Origin of the sequence: Streptomyces viridifaciens (genome assembly GCF_001888885.2) — a bacterium.
GTDB classification, from domain to species: domain Bacteria; phylum Actinomycetota; class Actinomycetes; order Streptomycetales; family Streptomycetaceae; genus Kitasatospora; species Kitasatospora aureofaciens.
In genome coordinates, this window is record NZ_CP090841.1 from 1,252,447 (window position 1) to 1,272,528 (window position 20,082).

Sequence of the window (20,082 nt, forward strand, 5' to 3'; positions counted from 1 at the left end):
TGTGCGAAGGAGGGACCCTCCGCATGCCGTTCGCCGACACGTCACTCCGCGACGAGTACGCCGCAGCGGTCGAGCAGGTGGCGGGCCGGACCCTCGACGCCCTCCGGGACGGCGGGGGCCCGGCCGCACTCACGGCCCGTGACACCACCGCGCCCCGCCCGCTGCTGGCCGCCGTACGGGTGCTCGGCGCGGACCTGTTCGCCCCGCAACTGCTCACCGGGGCCGAACCCGACGGACCCACCGCCGAACTGCTGGTCGAGGCCCGGCGCACCCTTCCTCCTCCGGCTGCCGGGTCCGAGGAGGCCGCGCTGGCGATCGGCTGGCAGGACTGGGCCGCCGACCGGATGCTGGCCCGGACGCCGTTCGGGGCGGCCGTGTCGCCCGCCGCTCCGCCGCGCACGCCCCCCGCGCCGTCGCCCGGTTCGGAAACCGCCGGATGGCAGGCCTGGTCGGTGCGGATGGCGCAGTTGTCCGTACTCGCACTGCCCGGCCTGGACGGGCCGGTTCACGAGGACGCCCGCACCCACACCCTGGGCCTCGCCCGGGGCGCGACCCGCGCCATGCTCCGGAACGACCTCACCACCGCCGTTCGACTCGCCCGCTGGCTCGCCTGGGCCCGGGCCGACGGCCGTCCGGTCCGGCTGGAGATCGAACCCGTCCTGGAACGGATCCGCCTGGTCGGCGCCGGCAGCGCTCGCATGCGGCTGGAACTCGACGTCGCCCACGGCCTGTTGAACGCTGGTCCGCGATGACCGACACCCAGGTGCTCACCGTCGCCCAACGGCTCGGCACCCGGGCGCTGGCCTGGTTGCACGCGCACTACACCGACGGCAGGGGACGGCTCACGGACAGCACCGTCCGCGACCTGGCCGATCCGGACGACGTCTACAAGCCGCTCTGCGAGACCGCGCTGGCCGCCTCCCTAGTGCTCCGGGAGGGGGTCTCCGGTCCGCGCGACACCCGGGCGGCGCGGGAACTCCTCGAGACCGCCTGGGCCCAACTGCGCGGGGGCGACCTCCTCTACGACCGACAACTGCGGCACGTCGCGATCACCGACCCGCTGGAGACCTACGCGCACTTCGCCCGGGCGGGCTACCGCCACGCCGCCCTGGAGGAGCTGCTGAACTCCCTCGGCCGGCTCCGGGCCGTCCACGCCCTCGAAATGCAGGGAAGCCGCCGACTCGCCCTCGCCAACGCCTGGCGGATCGCCGGACTGGAACACCGGCCGGACTGGCCCGCGCTGGCCCGGGCGACCTGGCTCGGCGCCCGCCCCGAGCCGTGGACCATCACCTGGGTGATCGGCTACCAGGTCACCCACACCGTGTTCCACCTCACCGACTGGGGCTCCCGGCCCGACTGCCTGCCCGAACCGATGCGCGACTACCTGCGCGACTGGCTGCCGGTCTGGCTCGACGTCTGGCTGGAGACCGGAGAGTGGGACCTCGTGGGCGAGTTGCTCATCGTCGACTCGTGCATCGGCGAGCCGGTCACCGGCCGGACCGGGTGGGAGGCACTGGCCGCGCTCCAGCACCCGGACGGACTGATCCCGCGCGACGCCGTCACGCCCGTCCACGAGGACCCGGAGGACACCTTCCGCGAGCACGAACACACCGCCGTCGTCGGGGTGGTGGCGGCCACCGTCGCGCTCTCGCGCGCGCTCGGCGGCACACCGGCGCCCGCGTGAGCGAACTGGCCACCGCGGTCGCGGCGACGCTGCGGGCAGCCGAGCCGTACGCGACCGCCGTCACGGTGGCCGTCGCGCGCGGGGACCGGGAACAGGTCCGGTGCCACGGTCGGCTCGGCCTCGCACCGGTCGCGCCGCCGTGCACGCCGGAGACCGTCTTCGAACTCGGTTCGGTGACGAAGACCTTCACCGCACTGCTGCTGGCGCGGATGGCCGCGCGGGGCGAACTCGCCCTGGACGACCGGCTGGAGCACCACCTGCCACCCAACTGGCGCCCGGCGAAGGTCCGTTCGGCCGACCCGGTGCGACTGCTGCACCTGGCCACCCACACCTCGGGACTGCCCCGGCTGCCGCCGGGCCTGCTCGCCAGCGCCGCGCCCGCCTGGTTCACCAATCCGTACGCGACCTACGGTGAGGACCAGTTGCGCCGCGGCCTGGCCCGAACGACGGTGCGCGGCAGACCCGGTAGTCGGTACTGCTACTCCAACTACGGAGTCGGTCTCCTCGGGCGCCTGCTCGCCGAGAGGGGCGGACTGCCGTACGGGGATCTGCTCGCCGAACGCGTATGCGGACCGCTCGGGCTGCGCTCCACGACGTGCGCCCCGGACGCCCCGGGCCTGGCCGTCGGATACCGCCGCGGACGGCCGGTGCCGCCCTGGCACATCCCCGGACTGCCGGGCGCGGGCGCCGTGCGGTCGTCCGGGGCCGATCTGCTGCGCTACCTGCGGGCCCACGCCCTGGGCGCGGGCGGCGAGTTGGGCGCCGCCCTGCGGGACGTCCAGCGGCTACGGCTGCGGCTGCCCCACTCGACGGACCGGCTCGGCCTCGTCTGGATGCACCGCCGCTCGGGCGGTCGCGACCTGTACTTCCACTCCGGCGGCACCCGGGGGTTCACCAGCTTCGCGGGGTTCTCGCCCGAGGGCCCGACCGCCGTCGCCGTCCTCGCCAACACCGCACCGGCACCGGACGGGCGCCTCGTCCGAGCGGGGTACGAGGTGTTGCGGGCGGCGGCGACCGGGGTCTCCTAGGCCTCCTGGGCCTGGTAGGCCGACTGGGACAGCTCTCAGGCCGCCACCGTCCTGGCGCGGTCGGCGGCGATGCGCACCGCGAGGCCGGCGAGGACGGTGCCCATCACGTAGCGCTGGACACGCAGCCAGACCGGGCGGCGGCCGAGGAAGCCGGCGATGCTGCCCGCGCTCATCGCGATCAGGCCGTTCATGCCGACCGCGATCGTGATCTGGACCAGGCCGAGCACCAGGCTCTGCACCGCGATGTGGCCCCGCTCGGGGACCACGAACTGGGGCAGCAGCGAGATGTACATGACGGCGATCTTGGGGTTGAGCAGACAGGTCAGGAAGCCCATCGCGAACAGGCGCCGCGGCGGGTCCGGGGGCAGTTCCTGAGGGGCGAAGACCGCCGTGCCGCCGGGCTTGACCGCCTTCCAGGCCAGCCAGAGCAGGTAGCCGGCCCCGGCCAGCTTGATCACGGTGTAGAGGACGGGGACCACCGAGAAGACCGCCGCCACCCCGGCCGTCACCGCGACCAGGTAGACCAGGAACCCGGCGGCGACGCCTGCCAGCGACACCAGTCCGGCGCGGCGGCCCTGGGATATCGAGCGCGAGACCAGGTAGATCATGTTCGGCCCCGGTGACAGCACCATGCCCAGCGCCACCGCGGCGATGCCGAGCACCGCGTGGCCGTCCACCGCGTGCAGGGCGCCCGTGATGTTCATCAGCTCGTCCATGCGTCGAGGCTAGGGTGCGGAGTGATCTCGATGCAATGATGACTTTGCGCTCGGTGCAATCGCCCGATGCGGGGAGCACGAGGGGTTGGTTCGCCATGGACGACTACCGGCTGATCGCGGACGAGGTCGCCGCCGACATCACCAGCGGACGGCTGCGGCCCGGCCAGCAGCTGCCCACCCAACGCGCCTTCGCCCGCCGGCGGGGCATCGCCGCCTCGACGGCGGGCCGGGTCTACCGCGAACTGGTCCGGCGCGGGCTGACCGTCGGGGAGGTCGGGCGGGGCACCTTCGTCCGGGCCGGGGGGCGGTCCGGGGAGAACGGGCGGATCGCCCTCGCCGAACCGGCCACCGCGCCGATCGACCTGGAACTCAACTACCCGAGCGCGCCCGGGCAGGCCGAACTGCTGGCCGGCGCACTGACGCCCCTGCTGCGGGCGGACGCGCTGGAGGAGGCGCTGCGACCGGTCGGCGCGGCCGGAACGGACGCCGCACGGCAGTCCTTCGCCGGGCTGCTGACGGCGGGCACGGGCGGTTGGGAGGTCGAGGCGCGGGGGCTGCTGTTCGCGGGCAACGGACGGCAGGCCGTCGCGGGGGCGCTCGCCGCGCTGGTGGCGCCCGGACAGCGGCTGGGGGTCGAGGCGCTGACCTACCCGGTGGTCAAGGCGGTGGCGGGGCGGCTGGGTGTCCGGCTGGTGCCGCTCGCGGTGGACGAGCACGGGCTGCGGCCCGACGCCGTCGCGGCGGCCCACCGGACGGCGCCGCTGAGCGCGGTGTACCTCCAGCCCCGGCTGCAGAACCCGCTCGGCATCAGCCTGCCGCCCGAGCGGGCGGTCGCGCTGGCGGCGGAACTGCGCCGACTGGACCTGCCGGTGGTCGAGGACGCCATCTGGTCCTTCCTGCGTCCCGAGCTCGCGCCGCTCGCCGCGCTCGCGCCGGAGCGGACGGTGCTGGTCGACAGCCTGTCCAAGCGGCTCGCGCCGGGACTGACCGTCGGGTTCGCGGTCGTCCCGGACGGGCTGCGCGAACGGGTCGCGGGGGCGCTGCGGACCGGTGGGTGGACGCCGAGCGGCTTCGCGCTGGAGGCGGCGGTGCGCTGGATCGCGGACGGGACGCTGGCCGCGGTGACGGCGGCGAAACGCACGGACGCGGCGGCGCGGCAGGCACTGGCCCGGGAGGCGCTCGCGGGGCAGCGGCTGCGGGCGGACCCGTGCTCGTACTACCTGTGGTGGGAGCTGCCGGGCAGCTGGCGGGCGGAGGCCTTCGTCGCCGCGGCGGCGCGGGCGGGGATTTCGGTGACACCCGCGGCGGCCTTCGCGGTGGATCCGCGGAGCACGCCGTCCGCGGTGCGGGTGGGGCTGGCCTCGCCCCCGTTGCCGGTGTTGGCGTGGGCTCTGCGGGTGCTGGCGGGGATCGCGGACGGGCGACGGGTGACGGGCGACGCCGGCAACTGACAAGGAACAGCTGACAGACTTCAGATTTCAGATTTCGAAATCTGTCATCTGTCAGCTGTCAACCGTTCGCCGTCAGCCGTCAGCCGTCCGCCCCCGACCGGGTCGTGCGCGCCGCCGTGTCCGCGGCGCCGCCGGCCCCGACTGCGCGCAGTCGCGAGGCGGCGGTGGCCGCGAGCTGCGGGGCGAGCTTGGCCACGTCACGGGAGCCGACCACCGCGATCAGGCTCGGCAGCAACCACCGGACCGGCTGCATCCCGCGCAGCCAGGCCTGGGCGTACACATGGGCGGACCGACGGGCGATCCCGGCGACGATCCGGTCCACCGCGGGCTCCAGCGGATAGGTCTTGTTGGCCGGCCACGGCAGCCGGCCGCGCATCTGCTTCAGCACGGTGTCCTCGTCGGCGCCGCGCACCATGTCGGTGTCGGTCCAACTCAGGTACCCCACCCCGACCTTGACCCCCTGATAGGCGACCTCGGCGCGGATCGAGTGGGCGAAGGCCTCCACCCCGGACTTGCTGGCGCAGTACGCGCTCATCAGCGGTGCGGGCGTCAGCGCGGCGAGCGAGGCGATCTGCAGCAGGTAGCCGCGACTCTCGACGAGCGCCGGCAGGAAGGCCCGCGCGGTGGCGACGCTGCCGAGCAGGTTGACCTCGATCACCCGGCTGAACGCCCGGTGGTCGCTGTCGGCCAGCGGTCCGCCGATCGCGATCCCGGCATTGGCGACCACGGTGTCGATCCGACCGTAGTGCTCCTTGATCCGGTCGGCGGTGTCACTGAGCGCCTCCAGGTCGGTGACGTCCACCTCCCACGCCGTGGCGGCCGCGCCGCACTGCGCCGCGACGGCCTTCAGCTCCTCCGGCTCCAGGCCGAGCAGCGCGACCTTGGCCCCGCGCCGGGCCAGCCTACGGGCCAGCGAGGCGCCAACCCCGCGGGCGGCCCCGGTGACGACGACGACCTGCGCGGACAACGGCGGGACGGCGCTCATGCGACGGTGGTCCTCTCAACGACGGGCACGGCGACGGGAGCAGGGACGGAAGCAGCAGCGGGAGCATCGACGGAAGCAGCGGCCGAGGCGGCGGCGGAGGCGGCATCGGAAGCGGCACCGGTCAGGTGCGCGGCGGCCATCCGGTGGATTTCGGCGGCGACCTCCACCGGCCGCTCCAGCGGCGCCATGTGCCCGACCCCCGGGAGCAGCAACAACCCCTGTGGGTCCGCCAGTTCGGCGACGATCCGGTGAGCGTGCACCGGCGGGGTCAGCCGGTCCGCGGTGCCCACCACTACGGCGGTGGGGGCGGTGACCCGGCCGAGCCCGGCCCGTACGTCCAGGCGGTCGAGCACTCCGGCCCAGTGGAAGCGGACCGCGGCGGGGCAGGCGTGCACGATCCGGGCCGTCGCCTCGACCTGACCGGCCGGCGAACTCGGCCCCATTGTCGCGTACTTGAGCGCCGCCCGGCTGACCGCCGAGACAGGACCGAGCGGCATCCGGGAGCGCAGCAGCCGCCGGTGCAGGAAGCGCCGCAGGCCCGGGGCGCGGACGACGTCCGACAGGACGGTGAGTTCGGCGACCAGCTCGCTCGGGCCGGTGGAGATCAGGACGTTGGCGGCGGTGCGCTCGGCGACCTCGGGTCGGCCACCGGCGGCCATGATGGTCATCCCGCCCATGCTGTGCCCGGCCAGCACCGCCCGCTCCCCCGCCGGAACGGTCCGGGCGAGCACGGTGGCCAGGTCCTCGGCGAGTGCCCGGGGGGAGTACCGGGCGCGGCTGGGCGGGATCTCGCTGCGCCCGTGGCCGCGCTGGTCGTAGACCACGACCCGGTAGCGGTCGGCGAGTTGGCGGATCACCGGGGCCCAGAACGCGGTCGAGCAGGTCCAGCCGTGGGAGAGCACCACGGTGGGCGCCCCGGGCCGGCCGTGCACCTCGACGTGCAGCCGGATGCCGTCGGCCGAGCGGATGCCCAACTCCTCGACGGGCGTGGGCGGTACGTAATCCGCGGGAAGCTGGACGGAACTCATGCGTTGGCCTCCTGGACGGTTCGGGCGGCGGTCGGGGCGGTGGCCATGATCAGCTCGTACTCGCCGAGGTCGACCTTGCGGGTGGCGCGCCGGAAGGAGGTCGTGGAGCCGGGCCAGAGCACGGTGTTCCTGCCACTCGGGTCCAGGTACCAGCTGCGGCAGCCGCCGGTGGTCCAGACGGTGCGGTCCATCCGGTGCTGCAGTTCCAGGTTCCACTGCCGCTGGGCGCGGACGGTGGGCTGCATGGCGGCGGCGCCGACCGAGTGGAGCGTGGTCAGCGCATCGATCATGTAGTTCAGTTGGGACTCGATCATGAGGATCATCGAGCTGTTGCCGAGGCCGGTGTTGGGGCCGATCACGAAGAAGAGGTTGGGGAAGCCGTGCACGGTGGAGCCGCGCAGCGCCTCCATGCCGTCCTTCCACTCCTCCGCCAGGCTCGTCCCGTTCACCCCGAACACCCGGGCGCCGATGGGCATGTCGGTGACGTGGAAGCCGGTGCCGAAGACGATGGCGTCCACCTCGTGCTCGCTGCCGTCGGCCGCGACCAGGGTGGAGCCGTGCAGCTCGCGCAGGCCCGAGGAGACCACCTCGGTGTTGGCGGCGGCGAGCGCCGGGTAGTAGGTGTTGCTGAGCAGGATCCGCTTGCAGCCGATCCGGTAGTCCGGGGTGAGCTTGGCGCGCAGTGCCGGGTCGGCAATGCCCTGGGCGATGTGGCGTTCGGCGAGTCGCTGGACGAGGCGCAGCAGTCCGGGTCGGCGGACGAAGGCGTCCACCTGGATCTCGCGGAGCGCGAACAGGGTGCCCCGGCGGATCTTGGCGGTGACCGGCAGTCGGCCGTGGAGCCACTTCTCCAGCTGGGTGATCTCCCGGTCGCGGCGCGGCAGGACCCAGGCCGGGGTGCGCTGGAAGACCGTCAGCTTTCCGGCCTTCGGCTGGATCGACGGGATGATCTGGGCGGCCGAGGCTCCGGTGCCGACCACGGCGACGCGCTTGCCGGTCAGGTCGTAGTCGTGGTCCCAGCGGGAGGAGTGGAACACCTTGCCGGGGAAGGTGCTGAGGCCGGGCAGGTCGGGGATCTGCGGGTCGGCGAGCGGTCCGGCGGCGGAGACCACGGCGTCGGCGGTCCACTGGCCGGCCGAGGTGGTGATCCGCCAGCGGATTTGTTCACTCTCCCAACGCGCTTCCAGCACCTCGGTGTTGAAGCGAAGGTGCGGGCGGAGGCCGAAGACGGTGGCGACCTTCTCCAGGTAGGCGCGGATGTCCGGCTGGCCGGAGAAGCTGCGCGGCCAGTAGGGGTTGGGCGCGAAGGAGAAGGAGTAGAGGTGCGAGGGCACGTCGCAGGCGCAGCCGGGATAGCTGTTGTCGCGCCAGGTGCCGCCGACGGAGTCCGCGCGCTCCAGGACGACGAAGTCGGTGATCCCGGCGCGGCGAAGCCGGACGGCCGCTCCGAGGCCGCCGAACCCGGAGCCGATCACCGCCACCCGCACGTGCGGTACGGCCTCCGCCGCAGCGCCGGTTCCGGTCGCGGCGCCCGGGTCCGCCGCAGCGCCCCGGCCTGTCGCGGCGCCCGGGCCTGTCGCAGCACCTGGGTCGGTCGCTGCGGACGCGCCGGAGCGGGGGCGCTTGCTGCTGGATGCCATGCGGCCTCCTTCTGAAGGGTGGGGCGGTGGTCGTCACGCTCTTCCGGGGGTCGCGGTCCGGGAACCTCCCGGACCGTCCCCGGAACCCTGCCAATCGCGCCAGTAATCACTGGCACGGTTGGCAGGGTAGCCCTTGCTGACACCGGATGGAAGAAGCACGACGGCCCGGATTCACCGGCAGTTCCCCGAGTTCCCGGAGGCTCCCCCGTCGAGGTGCCGGACCTATGCTGATCGCCGTGGACAAGGTCAGAGCTGCCGCGGACGACAGAAAACGCGAGTACCGGGTGGAGGAACTGGCCGAAGCGGCCGGGATCACCACTCGCACCCTGCGCTTCTACCGCGAGCGCAAACTACTCCAACCGCCCCGCAAGGAGGGCCGGATCGCCTGGTACGGCGAGGAGCACCTGTCCCGGCTGCGGATGATCGGCGAACTGCTCGAACGCGGCCACACCCTGGGCGGGATCGCCGAACTGATCGGCGCCGGCGAGAGCGGCCGGGACGTCGCCGGACTGATCGGGCTGGAGGCCGCGATCGTCGCCCCGTGGTCGGACGAGACCCCCGTCCGGCTGGACTGGGAGGAGCTGAAGACCGCTTTCGGGGACCAGCTCACCGAGGAGAACACCGCCGAGGCGATCGCCCAGGGCTACATCTCGATCGAGGACGACGGGATCACCCACGTCAGCCGGCGGCTGATGGACGCCACCACCGAGCTGGTCGCCGAGGGCGTCCCGCTCGCGGCCGTCCTGGACGCCAGCCGTCGCACCCGGGAGTACGTCGACGCCATCGCGGAGATCTTCATCGAGGTGGTCAGCGAGCACCTGCTCAGCGCGCTCTCCGGCGACACCCCGCTGCCTCCCGGCGAGGCGGCCCGGCTCACCGAGCGCATCCTGCGGGTCCGGCCGCTCGCCCGCACCGTCGCCGACGCCCAGTTCACCCTGGCGATGGACCGCCGGGTCCAGGCCGAGTACGCCGAACTGCTGCGACAGCGACGGGAGTACGGCTCCGAGGCGTAGCGGGGCCACCCGGCGGGCAGGGTTCCCGCGGCCCCGTCCGGCCGTCGGCGGCCACTGCTCCGCCGGCGGAGGTGTCCGTCCGTTGGAGGAGTCGCCGATGCCCCGAACCCTCAGCCGCCGCGCAGCGCTCGGCCTCGCCGCGGGGCTCGCCCCGGGCCTGGCCATCGCCGCCTGCGGAAGCGGCTCCCCCGCACCGGACGGCGCCCCGTCCGGCTCCGGCGGCACCCGGACGGTCGAGCACGCGCGCGGCAGGAGCGCCGTACCGGCCCGGGCCGGCCGGGTGGTGGCGCTGGACACCGACGCCCTGGACTCGGTGGTCACCCTCGGACTGAGCCCGGTCGGCGCCACGACGGTCAGCGAGGGCGCACCGTTCCCCGGCTACCTGCCCGCCGAGCGGCTGGCCGGGACGAAGGCGGTCGGCACGATCGGCCAGCCCAACCTGGAGGCGATCGCGGCGCTGCGGCCGGACCTCATCCTGAGCAACCAGGTCCGCGACGACAAGCGGTACGACCAGCTGTCCGAGATCGCGCCGACGGTGCTGTCCAAGACCACCGGCCCGACCTGGAAGGAGAACGTCCGACTGCACGCGGAGGCCATGGGCCGCCAGAGCGAGGCCGGGGCGGTGGACGCGACGTACCGGACGGAGCTGCGGGACGTGGTCACCGCGCTGGGCGGGCCGGCGAAGGCGGCGGCCACCCGGGTCGAGATGGCGCGCTTCCTGGCAGGCGCGCCCACCCGGCTCTACCTCAACGACACCTTCGTCGGCTCGCTGTTCAAGGACCTCGGCCTCGGCCGCCCGGCCAACCAGGACAAGTCCGGGTTCTCGCTGGAGATCAGCCCGGAGCAGGTGGACCAGGCGGCGGCCGACGTCATCTTCTACTCGGTGTACGGGGACGCGTCGAAGTCCGACCGCACCAGGATCACCGAGGGCGCGCTGTGGAAGGACCTGGAGGCCGTCCGCAACGGCCGGGTGTACGAGGTGGACGACGACCTGTGGATGCTCGGCATCGGCTACACCGGTGCCGGGCTGATCCTGGACCGGATCCGCAAGGACCTGGCGTGACGGCGGACAGCTAACAGATGACAGATGACAGATGACAGATGACAGATGATGAACCCTGTTCGCTGTCATCTGTTCGCTGATATCTGTTAGTTGTTACTCATCTCCTGTCACCGGAGCTCCGCCACCCGCCCTCTACTCCGCGTCGTCCACCGCCCCCGGCGCCAACGCGGGAGACGGGAAGACGTGCCGGGCCTCGCCGCCCGACCACCACACCCCGATCGCGAACACCGCCGCCGCCTCCAGCAGCCCTGCCCGGTCGAGACCGCCGCAGTGCACCGGCACGCAGCCCATCGAGCCCACCAGATCAGCGGTCAGGTCCCCGGTGCCCTGGTCGTCCGCACAGTACGGCACCCCGAGCGGCGCACCCTCGAAGCTCGGCCGCGGCAGCGACCAGATGCTCTCGTGGCAGATGCCGAACACCTTCACCACCCGTGCCGCCGGAGCCGCCGAGGCGAGCCGCCGGGCAACGGAATCCCTGGCTCCTGCCGTGGTCAGGGCCGGTCCGTCCGCGCCCGGGGCCATCGGCACGGTGCAGTCCAGCAGCACCCGCCCGGCCAGTTCACCCGCCAGTGACCCGACCACCGGCACCGCCGCCGTCGCCGGCAGCGCGACCAACACCGCCTCTCCGAAGCGCACGGCTTCCGTCGGCTCGCCACCACCCACGGCCCCGATCCCCACAGCGAGTTTCCGGGCCGCCGCCACGTCACGCCCGCCCACCCGCACCTCGTGCCCGGCCCGCACCCAGGCCCCGCCGAGCGCGGCCGCCATGGAGCCCGTACCGAGAATCCCGATCCGCATGGTCCATCCACTCCTCATCACGTCCGATGTCGCGCTCCGGACGCTAGACGGGCCGATGCACACCGCCCGGTAGGCAACGGATCGGGCAGGATGGACGCATGGGGACCGAGGACGTCATCGAAAACCGGGCGGACCACGACCTGGGCGGCGGGCTGTTCGCCGCGGACTGCCGTGCCCGGCTGGCCTTCGAGGTGATCGCCAACCGCTGGGACAGCGTGGTGGTGTACGTCCTCGGCGAGTGCGGCCCGATGCGCCCCCGATCCCTGCTGGACCGGATCGGCGGCCTCAGCCCGAAGGTGCTCAACGAGTCGCTGCGCCGGCTGGAGTACAACGGCCTGGTGGAGCGCCGCCGTTACGCCGAGGCCCCGCCCCGCGTCGATTACACGCTGACCGAGGCCGGCACCGCCCTGCTCGACCCGATCCGCGCCCTCGGCGCCTGGGCGGCCGTGCACGGCGACGCCGTACTGGCCTCCCAGGAACTCCATGGCGACAAAGTGATCTGATGGCACGTCAGTCCGGCAAGCCATCCCGGCTTCGCGCGTACCCCACGACAACTGGAGGCCACCCGTGCACACCGGTCCGGACGAACTGGAAGTCATCACGCCCTTCGTGGCAGACGTCCCCGCTGCGAAAGGCTACTACCAGGAGATCTTCGGTCTCCCCGATGGTCCACCAGGACAGCGCCGCACACAGGACGGCGGGGGCGACGGTGGTCCGCACACCGTCGCCCCCGCCGTCACGCCCGGCCGTTCGGCACCCACAGTCCGACCGGGCCCCGCTCGGGCGCGTCCCGGGCGGCCCTGCCCAACTCGGGCCCGACCCGGTTCGGGCCCGAGTCAGTTGACGTTGACCGCGGTCCAGGAGGCCGCGACGGCGTTGTACTCGGCGCTGTTCGCGCCGTACAGGTCCGACGCCGCGCTGAGGGTGGCCGCACGGGCACCCGCGTAGTCGGTCGTCGAGGTGAAGTACACGGTCAGCGCGCGGTACCAGATCTGCGCGGCCTTGTCCCGGCCGATGCCCGCGAGCGAAGAGCCGTCGGCCGTCGGGCTGTTGTAGTCGAACCCGTTGATGCTCTTCGCGCCGCTGCCCTCGGAGAGCAGGTAGAAGAAGTGGTTCGCCACGCCGGACGAGTAGTGCACGTCCAGGTTGCCGACGTTCGGGTCCCAGTAGTCCGCCGACGAGCCGTCCTTGCTCGGCTGGTCCATGTAGCGCAGCGGGCTGCCGTCGCCACGCAGGTTGATCAGCTCGCCGATCCAGTAGTTCGGCGGGTTGGAGGGCAGGTTGGCGTACCACTCGACCATCGTGCCCATGATGTCCGAGGTGGCCTCGTTGAGGCCGCCGGACTCGCCCGAGTAGTTCAGCGCGGCGGTCGCCGCGGTGACGCCGTGGGACATCTCGTGGCCGGCCACGTCGATCTCGGTGAGCGGCGCGCTGTTGTTGTTGCCGTCGCCGTACGACATGCAGAAGCAGTCGTCGCTCCAGAACGCGTTGACGTAGTTGGAGCCGTAGTGCACCCGGCTGAGGGCGCCGACGCCGTCGTTGCGGATGCCGTTGCGGCCGAAGGTGTTCTTGTAGAAGTCCCAGGTGGTGGCGGCACCGAATTGGGCGTCCACGGCCGCGGATTCGCGGTTGTTGTTGGTGCCGTCGCCGAAGCTGTTGCTGGTGTTGGCGAACAGCGACCCGCTGCCGGACTCGCCGTTGCTCATGTCGGTGGTGGACTGGCCGCCACGGCCGGTGTCCTTGAGCTCGAACTGCGAGCCGTTCTGGTTGGTGTTGAGCGGGACCTGGCCGACGAAGATTCCGGTGCCGGTGCCGGCGGCGGTCTCGATCTTCTCGTGGGTGGAGAGGACCTGGCCGTTGGCCGCGTCGGTCACGAGGATCTGCGCGCTCGGGGTGCCGTCGGCGCGGGTGCCCTCGACGGTGGTCCGGTAGGCCAGCCGCGGCTTGCCGTCGGTGGCCCAGACGACCAGCTGGGCCTGGCCGGTCTGGTGGACGTCGACCAGCGGGGACTCGTCGGAGTCGATGGTCTGACCGACGGTCGCCTTGACCGCGCCGGAGGCCTGGGCGGCGGCCTTGTCCGCCGGGATCTTCGGGGTCAGGCTCGGCAGCGCGATCTGGGCGGAGACCGCCTTGTCGACCGACTTCACCGCGCCGTCGGCCTTCTGGTGGACGACCAGGTCGCCGCCGATGACCGGCAGGCCGGCGTAGGTGCGCTCGAAGCGCAGGTGCCGGGTGCCGTCCTTGTCGACGACGGCGTCCTTGGCCACCAGCTTCTCCTGGCCGCCGAGGCCGAGCGCCCCGGCCAGCGGGGCGGACTGGCCGTTGGCCACCGCGAGCACGGCCTCGCGCTGCTGGGCGGCCTGCGCCTGCAGCGAGGGGGCCGCGGGGGCGGCCTGGGCGGTGGTGGCAACCTGGACGACACCGGTCAACATGGCCGTGGCCGAGAGTACGGCGACAGCGGCGAGCTTTCGCTTCACGTACGAGTCCTTCCGGGAAACCGCGTGTGGGCGCGGTCGCACCGCGTCCCGGGGGCCGGGGTCGGCACCTGTGGGGCGGAACGGGCGCTGACGTGCTGAAACCCCGTGCGGTCGAGCGGCTCGCCACCGAGGGGTGGGGGTGGGGGGCTACCGCTGAGGGGTGTACAGAAGCATGACAATCCAGCAGGTGAATTGACAGGTCTGCCTCAGTTATTGGCCAGGTCCCGCCAGTAGGTAAAGTGATTCAAGTGGTGATCAAATCGGGGCAATCCACCCGGACTTGCAGTGGGTTCCCACTCGAACCAGGGCCGACCGCCTGCGCTGACGACAGATCGACCACCGGTCGCTGGTCCGGCGATCGAAATCGATCATCGACCGATCGACTTTTACATCTCTGTAGAACTTTCCATACACACTCTTGACGCCCGGGTGGCGAGGTCCCGCCACCGCCCGCCCTTGCCCGGGCGGGCGGCCGTCTGATAGCGCCGGCCGCCCGGTGAGCGGGCGCTTACTCGCTGTATTGCCTTGCCGCGTCCAGCAGTTGGCGCAGCGAGGGGTTCACCATCGGACGGCCGCCCACGGTTGCCGTCGGGACGGTCTCGTTACCGTCCGCGACCGAGCGGACGAAGGCGGCGGCGTCCGGGTCCTTCCAGATGTTCACCCGGGTGAAGCGCCGGCTGTAGCGGAGCCGGGTGAAGAGCAGGCCGAAGCGCAGCTTCATGCAGTAGGTGCACAGGGGACGCCAGTACAGCACCACGCCGTCGTTCCGTGTCATTGCTGGAACCGCCACTCCTGTGCCTTGAGACCGGGGGTGCAGGTCTGCATGGTGATGTTGCGGCCCTCACCGTTGGCGGTCATGCAGCTCTGACCCGCCGCCAGCGTGTAGGTCCCCGAGGCGGTCTTCTGTACCGTCCAGTTGTTCAGGAAGGTCATGCCGGGGCTGAGCGTCACGGCGTCGCTCTGGAAGACCTGGACGAGCTGGGGGCCGTTGGCGTTGCAGGCGTTGTACTGGTACCAGTTGCCGGGCGTTACCACCCAGCCGTACTGCGAGGCCCCGCCCAGGACGATCGGGGTGGAGGCCGCGAGGCTGTCGCTGGCCATACCGATCGGCAGGCCGTACTGGACACTGACGATGCGGGTCCAACTGTCGCCGCCGCAGGAGGCCGGCCGGGCCGGGGACTGCGGGGCGGGCGGGTTGCCGCCGGAGGGCGAACCGCTGGAAGTGCCGCCCTGCGAGGTGGAGTTGCCGGGATGGCCCGGTGGCTGGTTCGCCGCACCGCCCCCACCCGCGGGCTGGTTGGCCTGCCCGCCGGAGGAGCCACCGTTCGAGCCGCCGCTCGAACCGCCCGAGGAGCCGCCGTTCGAGGCCCCGCCGCCGTGGCCCTGGGCCGCGCCGTTCCCGCCGTTCCCGCCCTGGGCCGTTACCGGTGCGGGCAGTTGGCCGCCGGACGGCTGGTCGGCGGCCGGATTGCCCGAGGGGGTGTCCGTCGGCTGCGCACTCGCGGACGCGGGGGTGGTGGCGGCCGGGGTGGTGGTGCTCGGGGCCGCCGGGACGGTCACCACCACGGTCGGCTGGGCGGCGGGTGGCACGGCCGCGGCGGAGTTGCCGGGGCTGCGGTCGATCAGCAGCGCGGTCGCCGTGCCCATCGAGATGACGACCGGGACGACGATCGGCAGCAGCAGGGCGCGGCGCGAGCGGCGTCCGCCCGGCTCGGTGTCCGCCCGCGGGTCCGCCTTCACGACCTGGTCGGGCGCGCCCGGAGTCCCCGCACCCGCGGGCACCGCTCCCGCCCCCGGCCGCAGGTCGATCGTCCCGCTGTCCACCGCCCTGCGCGGCGCCCCCGGCAGGCCGATCGCCACGCGGGCCGCCGCCGCCATCCCGGCGGCGCTCGCGAAGCGGTCCTCGGGCCGTTTGGCCAACGCGGTGGCGACCAGCGCCCGCACCGCCGCCGGGAAGGTCTCCGGCAGTTCCGGCACCGGCTGGTTGACGTGCTTGAGCGCGACCTGCAGCGGCCCCTCCCCCAGGTAGGGGACCCGCCCGACCAGCAGCTCGTAGCAGACCACGCCGATCGAGTAGAGGTCGGAGGCCGGGCCGGTGGCCTCCCCCGAGGCCTGCTCGGGGGACATGTAGGCCGCGGTGCCGATGATCGCGTACGGTGCGGTGAGCTTGGTGCTGGCGACGGCCCGGGCGATGCCGAAGTCGGTGATGACCACCCCGCCGTCCTCGCGCACCATCAGGTTGGAGGGCTTGAGGTCGCGGTGCACGATCCCGCGCCGGTGGGCGGCGTGCAGCGCGTCCAGGGCGTCGGCGAGCAGGCCGAGGGCGCGCTCGGCGCTCATCGGGCCGTCGTCCTTGAGCACCCGGTCCAGCGGACGGCCCTCGATCAGGTCCATCACGATGTACGCGCAGCGCTCGTCACCGTCCTCGCCGCCGTCGCCGTGGCCGCTGCTGCCGCCGCCGCTCTCGCCGTAGTCGTGGACGTCCACGATGCCCGGGTGGTCGATCGCGGCGACCAGCTGGGCCTCGCGGCGGAAGCGCTGGACGGCGGTGTCGTCCTCGAACAGGTCCGCGCGGAGGATCTTGACGGCGACCGGTCGTGCCAGCACCTCGTCATCGGCCCGCCAGACCGCGCCCATCCCCCCGCCGCCGATCTTCTCGACCAGCGTGTACCGCCCGCCGAGCACAGTGCCCGCGCTACTCATCCGCCCCGCCCCCAGGTGTCATGACCCTTCCCCGTCGGGTCGTCGGCACACAGTGTGCCAGAGGGTGCCGCAGGCCCAGCAGGCCTTGTGCAGGTGGTTGTTGAAGCTCAATGTCCGGCGTTCCGGGCGATTCGGGCGGGGGCGGACACCTCCCGGACGGCCGCGGCGACCACGTGCGGCCGGTCGGCGTGGACGTAGTGGCCGGCACCGGGCACGACGGTGTGGACGCCCCGGTCGGCCCCCGCCGCGATCCCCGCCTGCGCGGCGGTGAACCGGGCGCGCAGGGAGCGCGGCAGTCCCTCGGTCGCGCTCAGCACGGTGACCGGCACCTCGGGCAGCGGGGCGGCGGCCCGCCGACGGCGCAGCGCCGGAACGGCGCGACCGGTCAGCCGGTGCTCGGCGAGCACCGCCCGCCGCTGGTACGGGCGGGCGACGGCCGCCGCGCCGGCCCGGGCGAGGGCGTCGCCGCGGTCGGGTGCCGTGGGTGCGATCGCCGTCCGGAGCAGCGAGAACCGGAGCAGGGCGACCTCGGCGAGAGCGATGGCGCGCGGGCTGAACTCCTCGTGCGCCGGGTCCACCAGGACCAGACCGGCCACCAGCTCCGGCCGCTGCCGAGCGAGGAGTTGGGCCAGCTGACCACCCCAGCTGTGCCCGACCAGTACGGCCGGTCCGGCGTCCAGGTACCGCACCAGAGCAGCCAGGTCCTCGACCTGCGCATCCAGCGTCAGGCGAGGGGCGCGGTCAGGTGCGCTGGCACCGAGCCCGGCCCGATCGTACGCCACGACCCGGCCCAGCTCGGCGAGTTCGGGCAGCAGCGGCGCCCAGGTGAGCGAGGATTCGCCGCAGCCCGCGACCAGGACGATCGGCACGCCCTCGCCCGGGCCCGTCTCCACCCAGCGCAACGCCCGTCCGCCACGGTCGAGTTCGCCCGGCCGCACCCCGCCCGGAGTGCGCTCGGCCAGCGCCTCGGCGATGAGCTCCCGAACGCCGCCCACCGCGCGGCCGGTTCGGCTGTTCCCCTGGTTCGGCATGTTCGGTCCCCCCGGTGCTGCGTCGACGGGGGCCGCCGATCCGGTGCGACCGGGCGGCCGAGCGACCGGATGACCGGCGTCGCCTCCCGGCCGCGCCTGCGGGCCCCGGCCCCACTTTACGGGGGCGTGGACGGGGCCCAACAGACCGGTACCCGCCCGGTGTTACGCAGGAAGGCTGCGCTTCAGCAGGTCGAACAGCGCCGTCCAGTGCCGGGCGTCGCCGACTGCGTCGTAGCGCGTGGTGTCGGCCTGGGTGAAGCCGTGCCCGGCACCCTCGTACACCTCCGCCCGGTGGCGTACGCCGGCCGCGGTCATGGCTTCGCTCAGCCGGGCGATCTGCGCGGGCGGCATCGCGTCGTCCCGGTCGGCGTGGCCGAAGTACACCTCGGCGGTGATCCGTCGGGCGTCCAGGTGCGGGCTGTCCGGACGGTCGGTGGCGAGGTGGCCGCCGTGGAAGCAGGCGGCTGCGCCGACCCGGTCCGGGTGGCTTGTCGCGGTGCGCAGGCCGAGGAAGGCACCGAGGCAGTAGCCGGTGACGCCGATCGGGCCGTCCTTGACCAGCGGGGAGCCGTCGAACCAGGCCAGGTAGGCGTCCGCGTCGCGGGCGGCCACGTCCGGCGCGGTGGCGGTGACGAGCAGCGGGCCGAGCTGGGCGTAGATCTCGGCGCACTGCTCGACGTCGATCAGCTCGGGCAGTTCGACCAGCGGCGCGCGGCCCTTGCGGTAGTAGGCGTTGGGAACGAGGACGGTGTACCCGGCCTCGGCGATCCGGTCGGCCATGGCCTGGAGGTGGGGCCGGAGGCCGAAGGCGTCCTGGTACAGCAGCACTCCGGGGTGGGGGCGGCCGTCGTCGGGGTGGGCGAGGTAGGCGTCGGCGGTGCCGTCCGCCGTCGGGATGTCCACGAGGGTTCCGCGCACGGTCATGGGTGAGAGCTCTCCTTAGGGTCCGCGGGCAGCCTAGCCGGTGGGCCCGAACATCCGGGAACGCCCGGGCGACCGTGCGGCGTTGGGCTGGACATGGGGTTCATCGTGGGTGTCGGGTGCGTGGTCGCGGCGGTGATCGGGCTGGTGGCGCTGGCGAGTTGGCAGCTCCGGTCGGAGTCCTCACCGCGCCGTCACGAACGCTCGCCGGGGGTCGGGGTGGGCGGCGGCGGTGGACTGGACGAGCTGTACGCGCTGTTCAGCCCGGGCAAGCGGATCCAGGTCGAGCAGCGGCGGGAGCAGGCGACACGCCGGGACGACACGCAGGCCGGGGCGCCGCCGCACTTCGGGGTGGACCTGGAGCGGGGCGTCGCGGTGCTGCGCCATGACAGCAGCGACGGGAACAGCGGGAGCAGCGGGAGCAGCGGCATCGGCGGGAGCAGCGCAGACGCCCGGGTGTAGAGAAGGCACCGCCGTCAGAACCGCCGAAGCCGCTCCTCGTCGCCGGTGCGCGGGCAGGTCAGGCAGGCGAGGGCCTCGGGCTTGACGGCGTAGTAGAGGCAGCAGCCGAGCCGGGTGCGGGTGTGGTGGTCGCGGCCGTCCGGGGAGCGCAACCGGCGGAAGTCGGCCGCTCCGGGCAGCGGCAGGGTGCCGCCGGGCAGCAGGGCTCCGGCGGCGGCAACGGCGGCGTCCTCCGCAACGGCCAGCCCTTCGACGGCCGTTCGCCGCCCGGCCTCCCCGGCCTCCCCGGCCTCCCCGGCCTCGGCAACCCGGCTCCGGGTGTCGAGCATCCGGCCGAGGTACCAGACGGCGGAGGCGAGGTCGTCGGTCACCATGCCCCAGAGCGCCCGGTCGCGGCGCCGGGTCGGGCCGGCGAATGCGGCGAGCACCGGTTCCAGGTGGCCGACCACGGCGGCCCGCAGTTCGGCGCGCAGTTCGTCCTCGCCGGGGCGAGTGACGTGCCCGCCCGGACGCAGTGCGAGTTCGCCGGTGGGGGCGTGCAGCCAAAGGTCGGCGAGGCCGAGGGCGGGGACCCGTCGGCCGAGGTGCCAGGGGCCGGCGATGAGCAGGCAGACCGACCAGACGTAGTGGTGGAGCAGCCGGGAGGCGGTGACGTGCGGGCGCGGCGCGCGGCCGTGCTCGGCGGTGATCCGGGACTCCTCGCCGGCCAGGGCGGCGGCCAGCGCCCCTTCGTGGGTGGCGAGTTGGGCCCCGGAGTACCAGCCGTCGGCAGCCGACGGGTCGGGCGCGGCGGGGTCGAGCAGGCGCAGCCGGAGCGCCGGGCAGAGCCCGCGCAGCCGCTCGTAGTCGCCGGTCAGGGCGACGGGCCGCCGCCGGGAGAGGACGGGCAGGGGTGTTCCGGGGACCATCGGCGCTCCCGAGATCGACTCCGAGTGATCGATTAAGGTGAGGCTCACCTTACAATGCCTCAGAGTGTGCACCAACCACCCTTTCGCCGGAACGGGCGATCCACCTCGACGGGCGAACCCGCCTTGACGAACTTAGGTAAACCTAACCTAAGATATCGACTCGTGTTGAGAACC

Annotated in this window: 19 protein-coding genes; 8 read left to right on the forward strand and 11 right to left on the reverse strand. The window is 73.2% G+C overall.

Annotated features, from left to right (window positions below):
• Positions 1-23 precede the first annotated feature (23 nt).
• The 3 genes from BOQ63_RS13060 to BOQ63_RS13070 are packed head-to-tail and all read left to right on the forward strand — an operon-like array spanning position 24 to position 2,712.
• Positions 24-752: a hypothetical protein gene (locus tag BOQ63_RS13060; protein ID WP_037829283.1), complete on the forward strand. Its 729-nt coding sequence runs from the start codon at positions 24-26 to the stop codon at positions 750-752.
• Positions 749-1,684 (forward strand): DUF6895 family protein, encoded by a 936-nt coding sequence (locus BOQ63_RS13065; RefSeq protein ID WP_072654285.1) that lies wholly within the window; start codon positions 749-751, stop codon positions 1,682-1,684. Before BOQ63_RS13060 ends, BOQ63_RS13065 begins: the two co-directional genes overlap by 4 nt.
• A complete protein-coding gene (locus BOQ63_RS13070; protein ID WP_072654286.1) occupies positions 1,681-2,712 on the forward strand; it encodes a serine hydrolase domain-containing protein in 1,032 nt (343 codons plus the stop codon). Before BOQ63_RS13065 ends, BOQ63_RS13070 begins: the two co-directional genes overlap by 4 nt.
• Before the next feature lie 35 nt (positions 2,713-2,747).
• Here the strand turns inward: BOQ63_RS13070 and BOQ63_RS13075 are convergent, their stop codons facing one another.
• Positions 2,748-3,428: a LysE family translocator gene (locus BOQ63_RS13075; protein ID WP_223885918.1), complete on the reverse strand. Its 681-nt coding sequence runs from the start codon at positions 3,426-3,428 to the stop codon at positions 2,748-2,750.
• 95 nt (positions 3,429-3,523) lie between these two features.
• On the opposite strand from BOQ63_RS13075, the gene BOQ63_RS13080 reads away from it, so the two are divergent.
• The gene (locus BOQ63_RS13080) at positions 3,524-4,879 is read left to right on the forward strand and encodes an aminotransferase-like domain-containing protein (RefSeq protein WP_072654287.1); all 1,356 of its coding nucleotides are present in this window, start codon (positions 3,524-3,526) and stop codon (positions 4,877-4,879) included.
• 79 nt (positions 4,880-4,958) lie between these two features.
• Here BOQ63_RS13080 and BOQ63_RS13085 read toward each other — a convergent pair whose 3' ends face one another.
• Genes BOQ63_RS13085 through BOQ63_RS13095 form a run of 3 tightly spaced genes read right to left on the reverse strand, consistent with a single transcriptional unit; the run spans position 4,959 to position 8,532 of the window.
• A complete protein-coding gene (locus tag BOQ63_RS13085; protein ID WP_030283080.1) occupies positions 4,959-5,864 on the reverse strand; it encodes an SDR family oxidoreductase in 906 nt (301 codons plus the stop codon).
• Positions 5,861-6,892 carry an alpha/beta fold hydrolase gene (locus tag BOQ63_RS13090; protein WP_072654288.1) on the reverse strand — a complete coding sequence of 344 codons (1,032 nt, stop codon included), beginning with the start codon at positions 6,890-6,892 and terminating at the stop codon, positions 5,861-5,863. Before BOQ63_RS13090 ends, BOQ63_RS13085 begins: the two co-directional genes overlap by 4 nt.
• A complete protein-coding gene (locus tag BOQ63_RS13095; protein WP_079183579.1) occupies positions 6,889-8,532 on the reverse strand; it encodes a flavin-containing monooxygenase in 1,644 nt (547 codons plus the stop codon). Before BOQ63_RS13095 ends, BOQ63_RS13090 begins: the two co-directional genes overlap by 4 nt.
• A 224-nt stretch (positions 8,533-8,756) precedes the next feature.
• On the opposite strand from BOQ63_RS13095, the gene BOQ63_RS13100 reads away from it, so the two are divergent.
• Both BOQ63_RS13100 and BOQ63_RS13105 read left to right on the forward strand, forming a co-directional pair.
• Positions 8,757-9,545 (forward strand): MerR family transcriptional regulator, encoded by a 789-nt coding sequence (locus BOQ63_RS13100; protein WP_046386456.1) that lies wholly within the window; start codon positions 8,757-8,759, stop codon positions 9,543-9,545.
• A 97-nt stretch (positions 9,546-9,642) separates the two neighbouring features.
• Positions 9,643-10,608, forward strand: a complete 966-nt coding sequence (locus BOQ63_RS13105; protein WP_072654290.1) for an ABC transporter substrate-binding protein — start codon at positions 9,643-9,645, stop codon at positions 10,606-10,608.
• Between the two features lie 132 nt (positions 10,609-10,740).
• Here the strand turns inward: BOQ63_RS13105 and BOQ63_RS13110 are convergent, their stop codons facing one another.
• A complete protein-coding gene (locus tag BOQ63_RS13110; RefSeq protein ID WP_072654291.1) occupies positions 10,741-11,406 on the reverse strand; it encodes an NADPH-dependent F420 reductase in 666 nt (221 codons plus the stop codon).
• Between the two features lie 98 nt (positions 11,407-11,504).
• On the opposite strand from BOQ63_RS13110, the gene BOQ63_RS13115 reads away from it, so the two are divergent.
• Positions 11,505-11,909, forward strand: a complete 405-nt coding sequence (locus BOQ63_RS13115; RefSeq protein WP_046387088.1) for a winged helix-turn-helix transcriptional regulator — start codon at positions 11,505-11,507, stop codon at positions 11,907-11,909.
• A 333-nt stretch (positions 11,910-12,242) separates the two neighbouring features.
• On the opposite strand, the gene BOQ63_RS13120 is transcribed toward BOQ63_RS13115, so the two are convergent.
• The 5 genes from BOQ63_RS13120 to BOQ63_RS13140 form a co-directional block, all read right to left on the reverse strand.
• A complete protein-coding gene (locus tag BOQ63_RS13120) occupies positions 12,243-13,838 on the reverse strand; it encodes a M4 family metallopeptidase (RefSeq protein ID WP_078867269.1) in 1,596 nt (531 codons plus the stop codon).
• Positions 13,839-14,391: 553 nt separating this feature from the next.
• Entirely contained in the window at positions 14,392-14,658 is a 267-nt protein-coding gene (locus BOQ63_RS13125; RefSeq protein WP_030283093.1) for a glutaredoxin domain-containing protein, read from the reverse strand.
• Positions 14,655-16,586, reverse strand: coding sequence for a serine/threonine protein kinase (locus tag BOQ63_RS13130; RefSeq protein WP_078867258.1), 1,932 nt, complete (start codon positions 16,584-16,586; stop codon positions 14,655-14,657). Before BOQ63_RS13130 ends, BOQ63_RS13125 begins: the two co-directional genes overlap by 4 nt.
• Positions 16,587-16,693: 107 nt before the next feature.
• On the reverse strand, positions 16,694-17,617 hold the full coding sequence (locus BOQ63_RS13135) for an alpha/beta fold hydrolase (RefSeq protein WP_050366454.1): 924 nt from the start codon (positions 17,615-17,617) through the stop codon (positions 16,694-16,696).
• 162 nt (positions 17,618-17,779) lie between these two features.
• Entirely contained in the window at positions 17,780-18,541 is a 762-nt protein-coding gene (locus BOQ63_RS13140) for a dienelactone hydrolase family protein (RefSeq protein WP_072654292.1), read from the reverse strand.
• 93 nt (positions 18,542-18,634) lie between these two features.
• On the opposite strand from BOQ63_RS13140, the gene BOQ63_RS13145 reads away from it, so the two are divergent.
• Positions 18,635-19,000 (forward strand): DUF6191 domain-containing protein, encoded by a 366-nt coding sequence (locus BOQ63_RS13145; protein WP_037829286.1) that lies wholly within the window; start codon positions 18,635-18,637, stop codon positions 18,998-19,000.
• Positions 19,001-19,014: 14 nt separating this feature from the next.
• Here BOQ63_RS13145 and BOQ63_RS13150 read toward each other — a convergent pair whose 3' ends face one another.
• Positions 19,015-19,908, reverse strand: a complete 894-nt coding sequence (locus tag BOQ63_RS13150) for an iron-sulfur protein (protein ID WP_223885919.1) — start codon at positions 19,906-19,908, stop codon at positions 19,015-19,017.
• Positions 19,909-20,082 lie beyond the last annotated feature (174 nt).

Excerpts from the sequence above, each read along its gene's own strand:
- BOQ63_RS13060 (WP_037829283.1), top strand. The coding sequence starts at position 24 with ATGCCGTTCGCCGACACGTCACTCCGCGACGAGTACGCCGCAGCGGTC.
- BOQ63_RS13065 (WP_072654285.1), top strand. The coding sequence starts at position 749 with ATGACCGACACCCAGGTGCTCACCGTCGCCCAACGGCTCGGCACCCGG.
- BOQ63_RS13075 (WP_223885918.1), bottom strand. The coding sequence starts at position 3,428 with ATGGACGAGCTGATGAACATCACGGGCGCCCTGCACGCGGTGGACGGC.
- BOQ63_RS13080 (WP_072654287.1), top strand. The coding sequence starts at position 3,524 with ATGGACGACTACCGGCTGATCGCGGACGAGGTCGCCGCCGACATCACC.
- BOQ63_RS13085 (WP_030283080.1), bottom strand. The coding sequence starts at position 5,864 with ATGAGCGCCGTCCCGCCGTTGTCCGCGCAGGTCGTCGTCGTCACCGGG.
- BOQ63_RS13090 (WP_072654288.1), bottom strand. The coding sequence starts at position 6,892 with ATGAGTTCCGTCCAGCTTCCCGCGGATTACGTACCGCCCACGCCCGTC.
- BOQ63_RS13095 (WP_079183579.1), bottom strand. The coding sequence starts at position 8,532 with ATGGCATCCAGCAGCAAGCGCCCCCGCTCCGGCGCGTCCGCAGCGACC.
- BOQ63_RS13100 (WP_046386456.1), top strand. The coding sequence starts at position 8,757 with ATGCTGATCGCCGTGGACAAGGTCAGAGCTGCCGCGGACGACAGAAAA.
- BOQ63_RS13105 (WP_072654290.1), top strand. The coding sequence starts at position 9,643 with ATGCCCCGAACCCTCAGCCGCCGCGCAGCGCTCGGCCTCGCCGCGGGG.
- BOQ63_RS13110 (WP_072654291.1), bottom strand. The coding sequence starts at position 11,406 with ATGCGGATCGGGATTCTCGGTACGGGCTCCATGGCGGCCGCGCTCGGC.
- BOQ63_RS13115 (WP_046387088.1), top strand. The coding sequence starts at position 11,505 with ATGGGGACCGAGGACGTCATCGAAAACCGGGCGGACCACGACCTGGGC.
- BOQ63_RS13120 (WP_078867269.1), bottom strand. The coding sequence starts at position 13,838 with ATGTTGACCGGTGTCGTCCAGGTTGCCACCACCGCCCAGGCCGCCCCC.
- BOQ63_RS13125 (WP_030283093.1), bottom strand. The coding sequence starts at position 14,658 with ATGACACGGAACGACGGCGTGGTGCTGTACTGGCGTCCCCTGTGCACC.
- BOQ63_RS13130 (WP_078867258.1), bottom strand. The coding sequence starts at position 16,586 with ATGAGTAGCGCGGGCACTGTGCTCGGCGGGCGGTACACGCTGGTCGAG.
- BOQ63_RS13135 (WP_050366454.1), bottom strand. The coding sequence starts at position 17,617 with ATGCCGAACCAGGGGAACAGCCGAACCGGCCGCGCGGTGGGCGGCGTT.
- BOQ63_RS13140 (WP_072654292.1), bottom strand. The coding sequence starts at position 18,541 with ATGACCGTGCGCGGAACCCTCGTGGACATCCCGACGGCGGACGGCACC.
- BOQ63_RS13145 (WP_037829286.1), top strand. The coding sequence starts at position 18,635 with ATGGGGTTCATCGTGGGTGTCGGGTGCGTGGTCGCGGCGGTGATCGGG.
- BOQ63_RS13150 (WP_223885919.1), bottom strand. The coding sequence starts at position 19,908 with ATGGTCCCCGGAACACCCCTGCCCGTCCTCTCCCGGCGGCGGCCCGTC.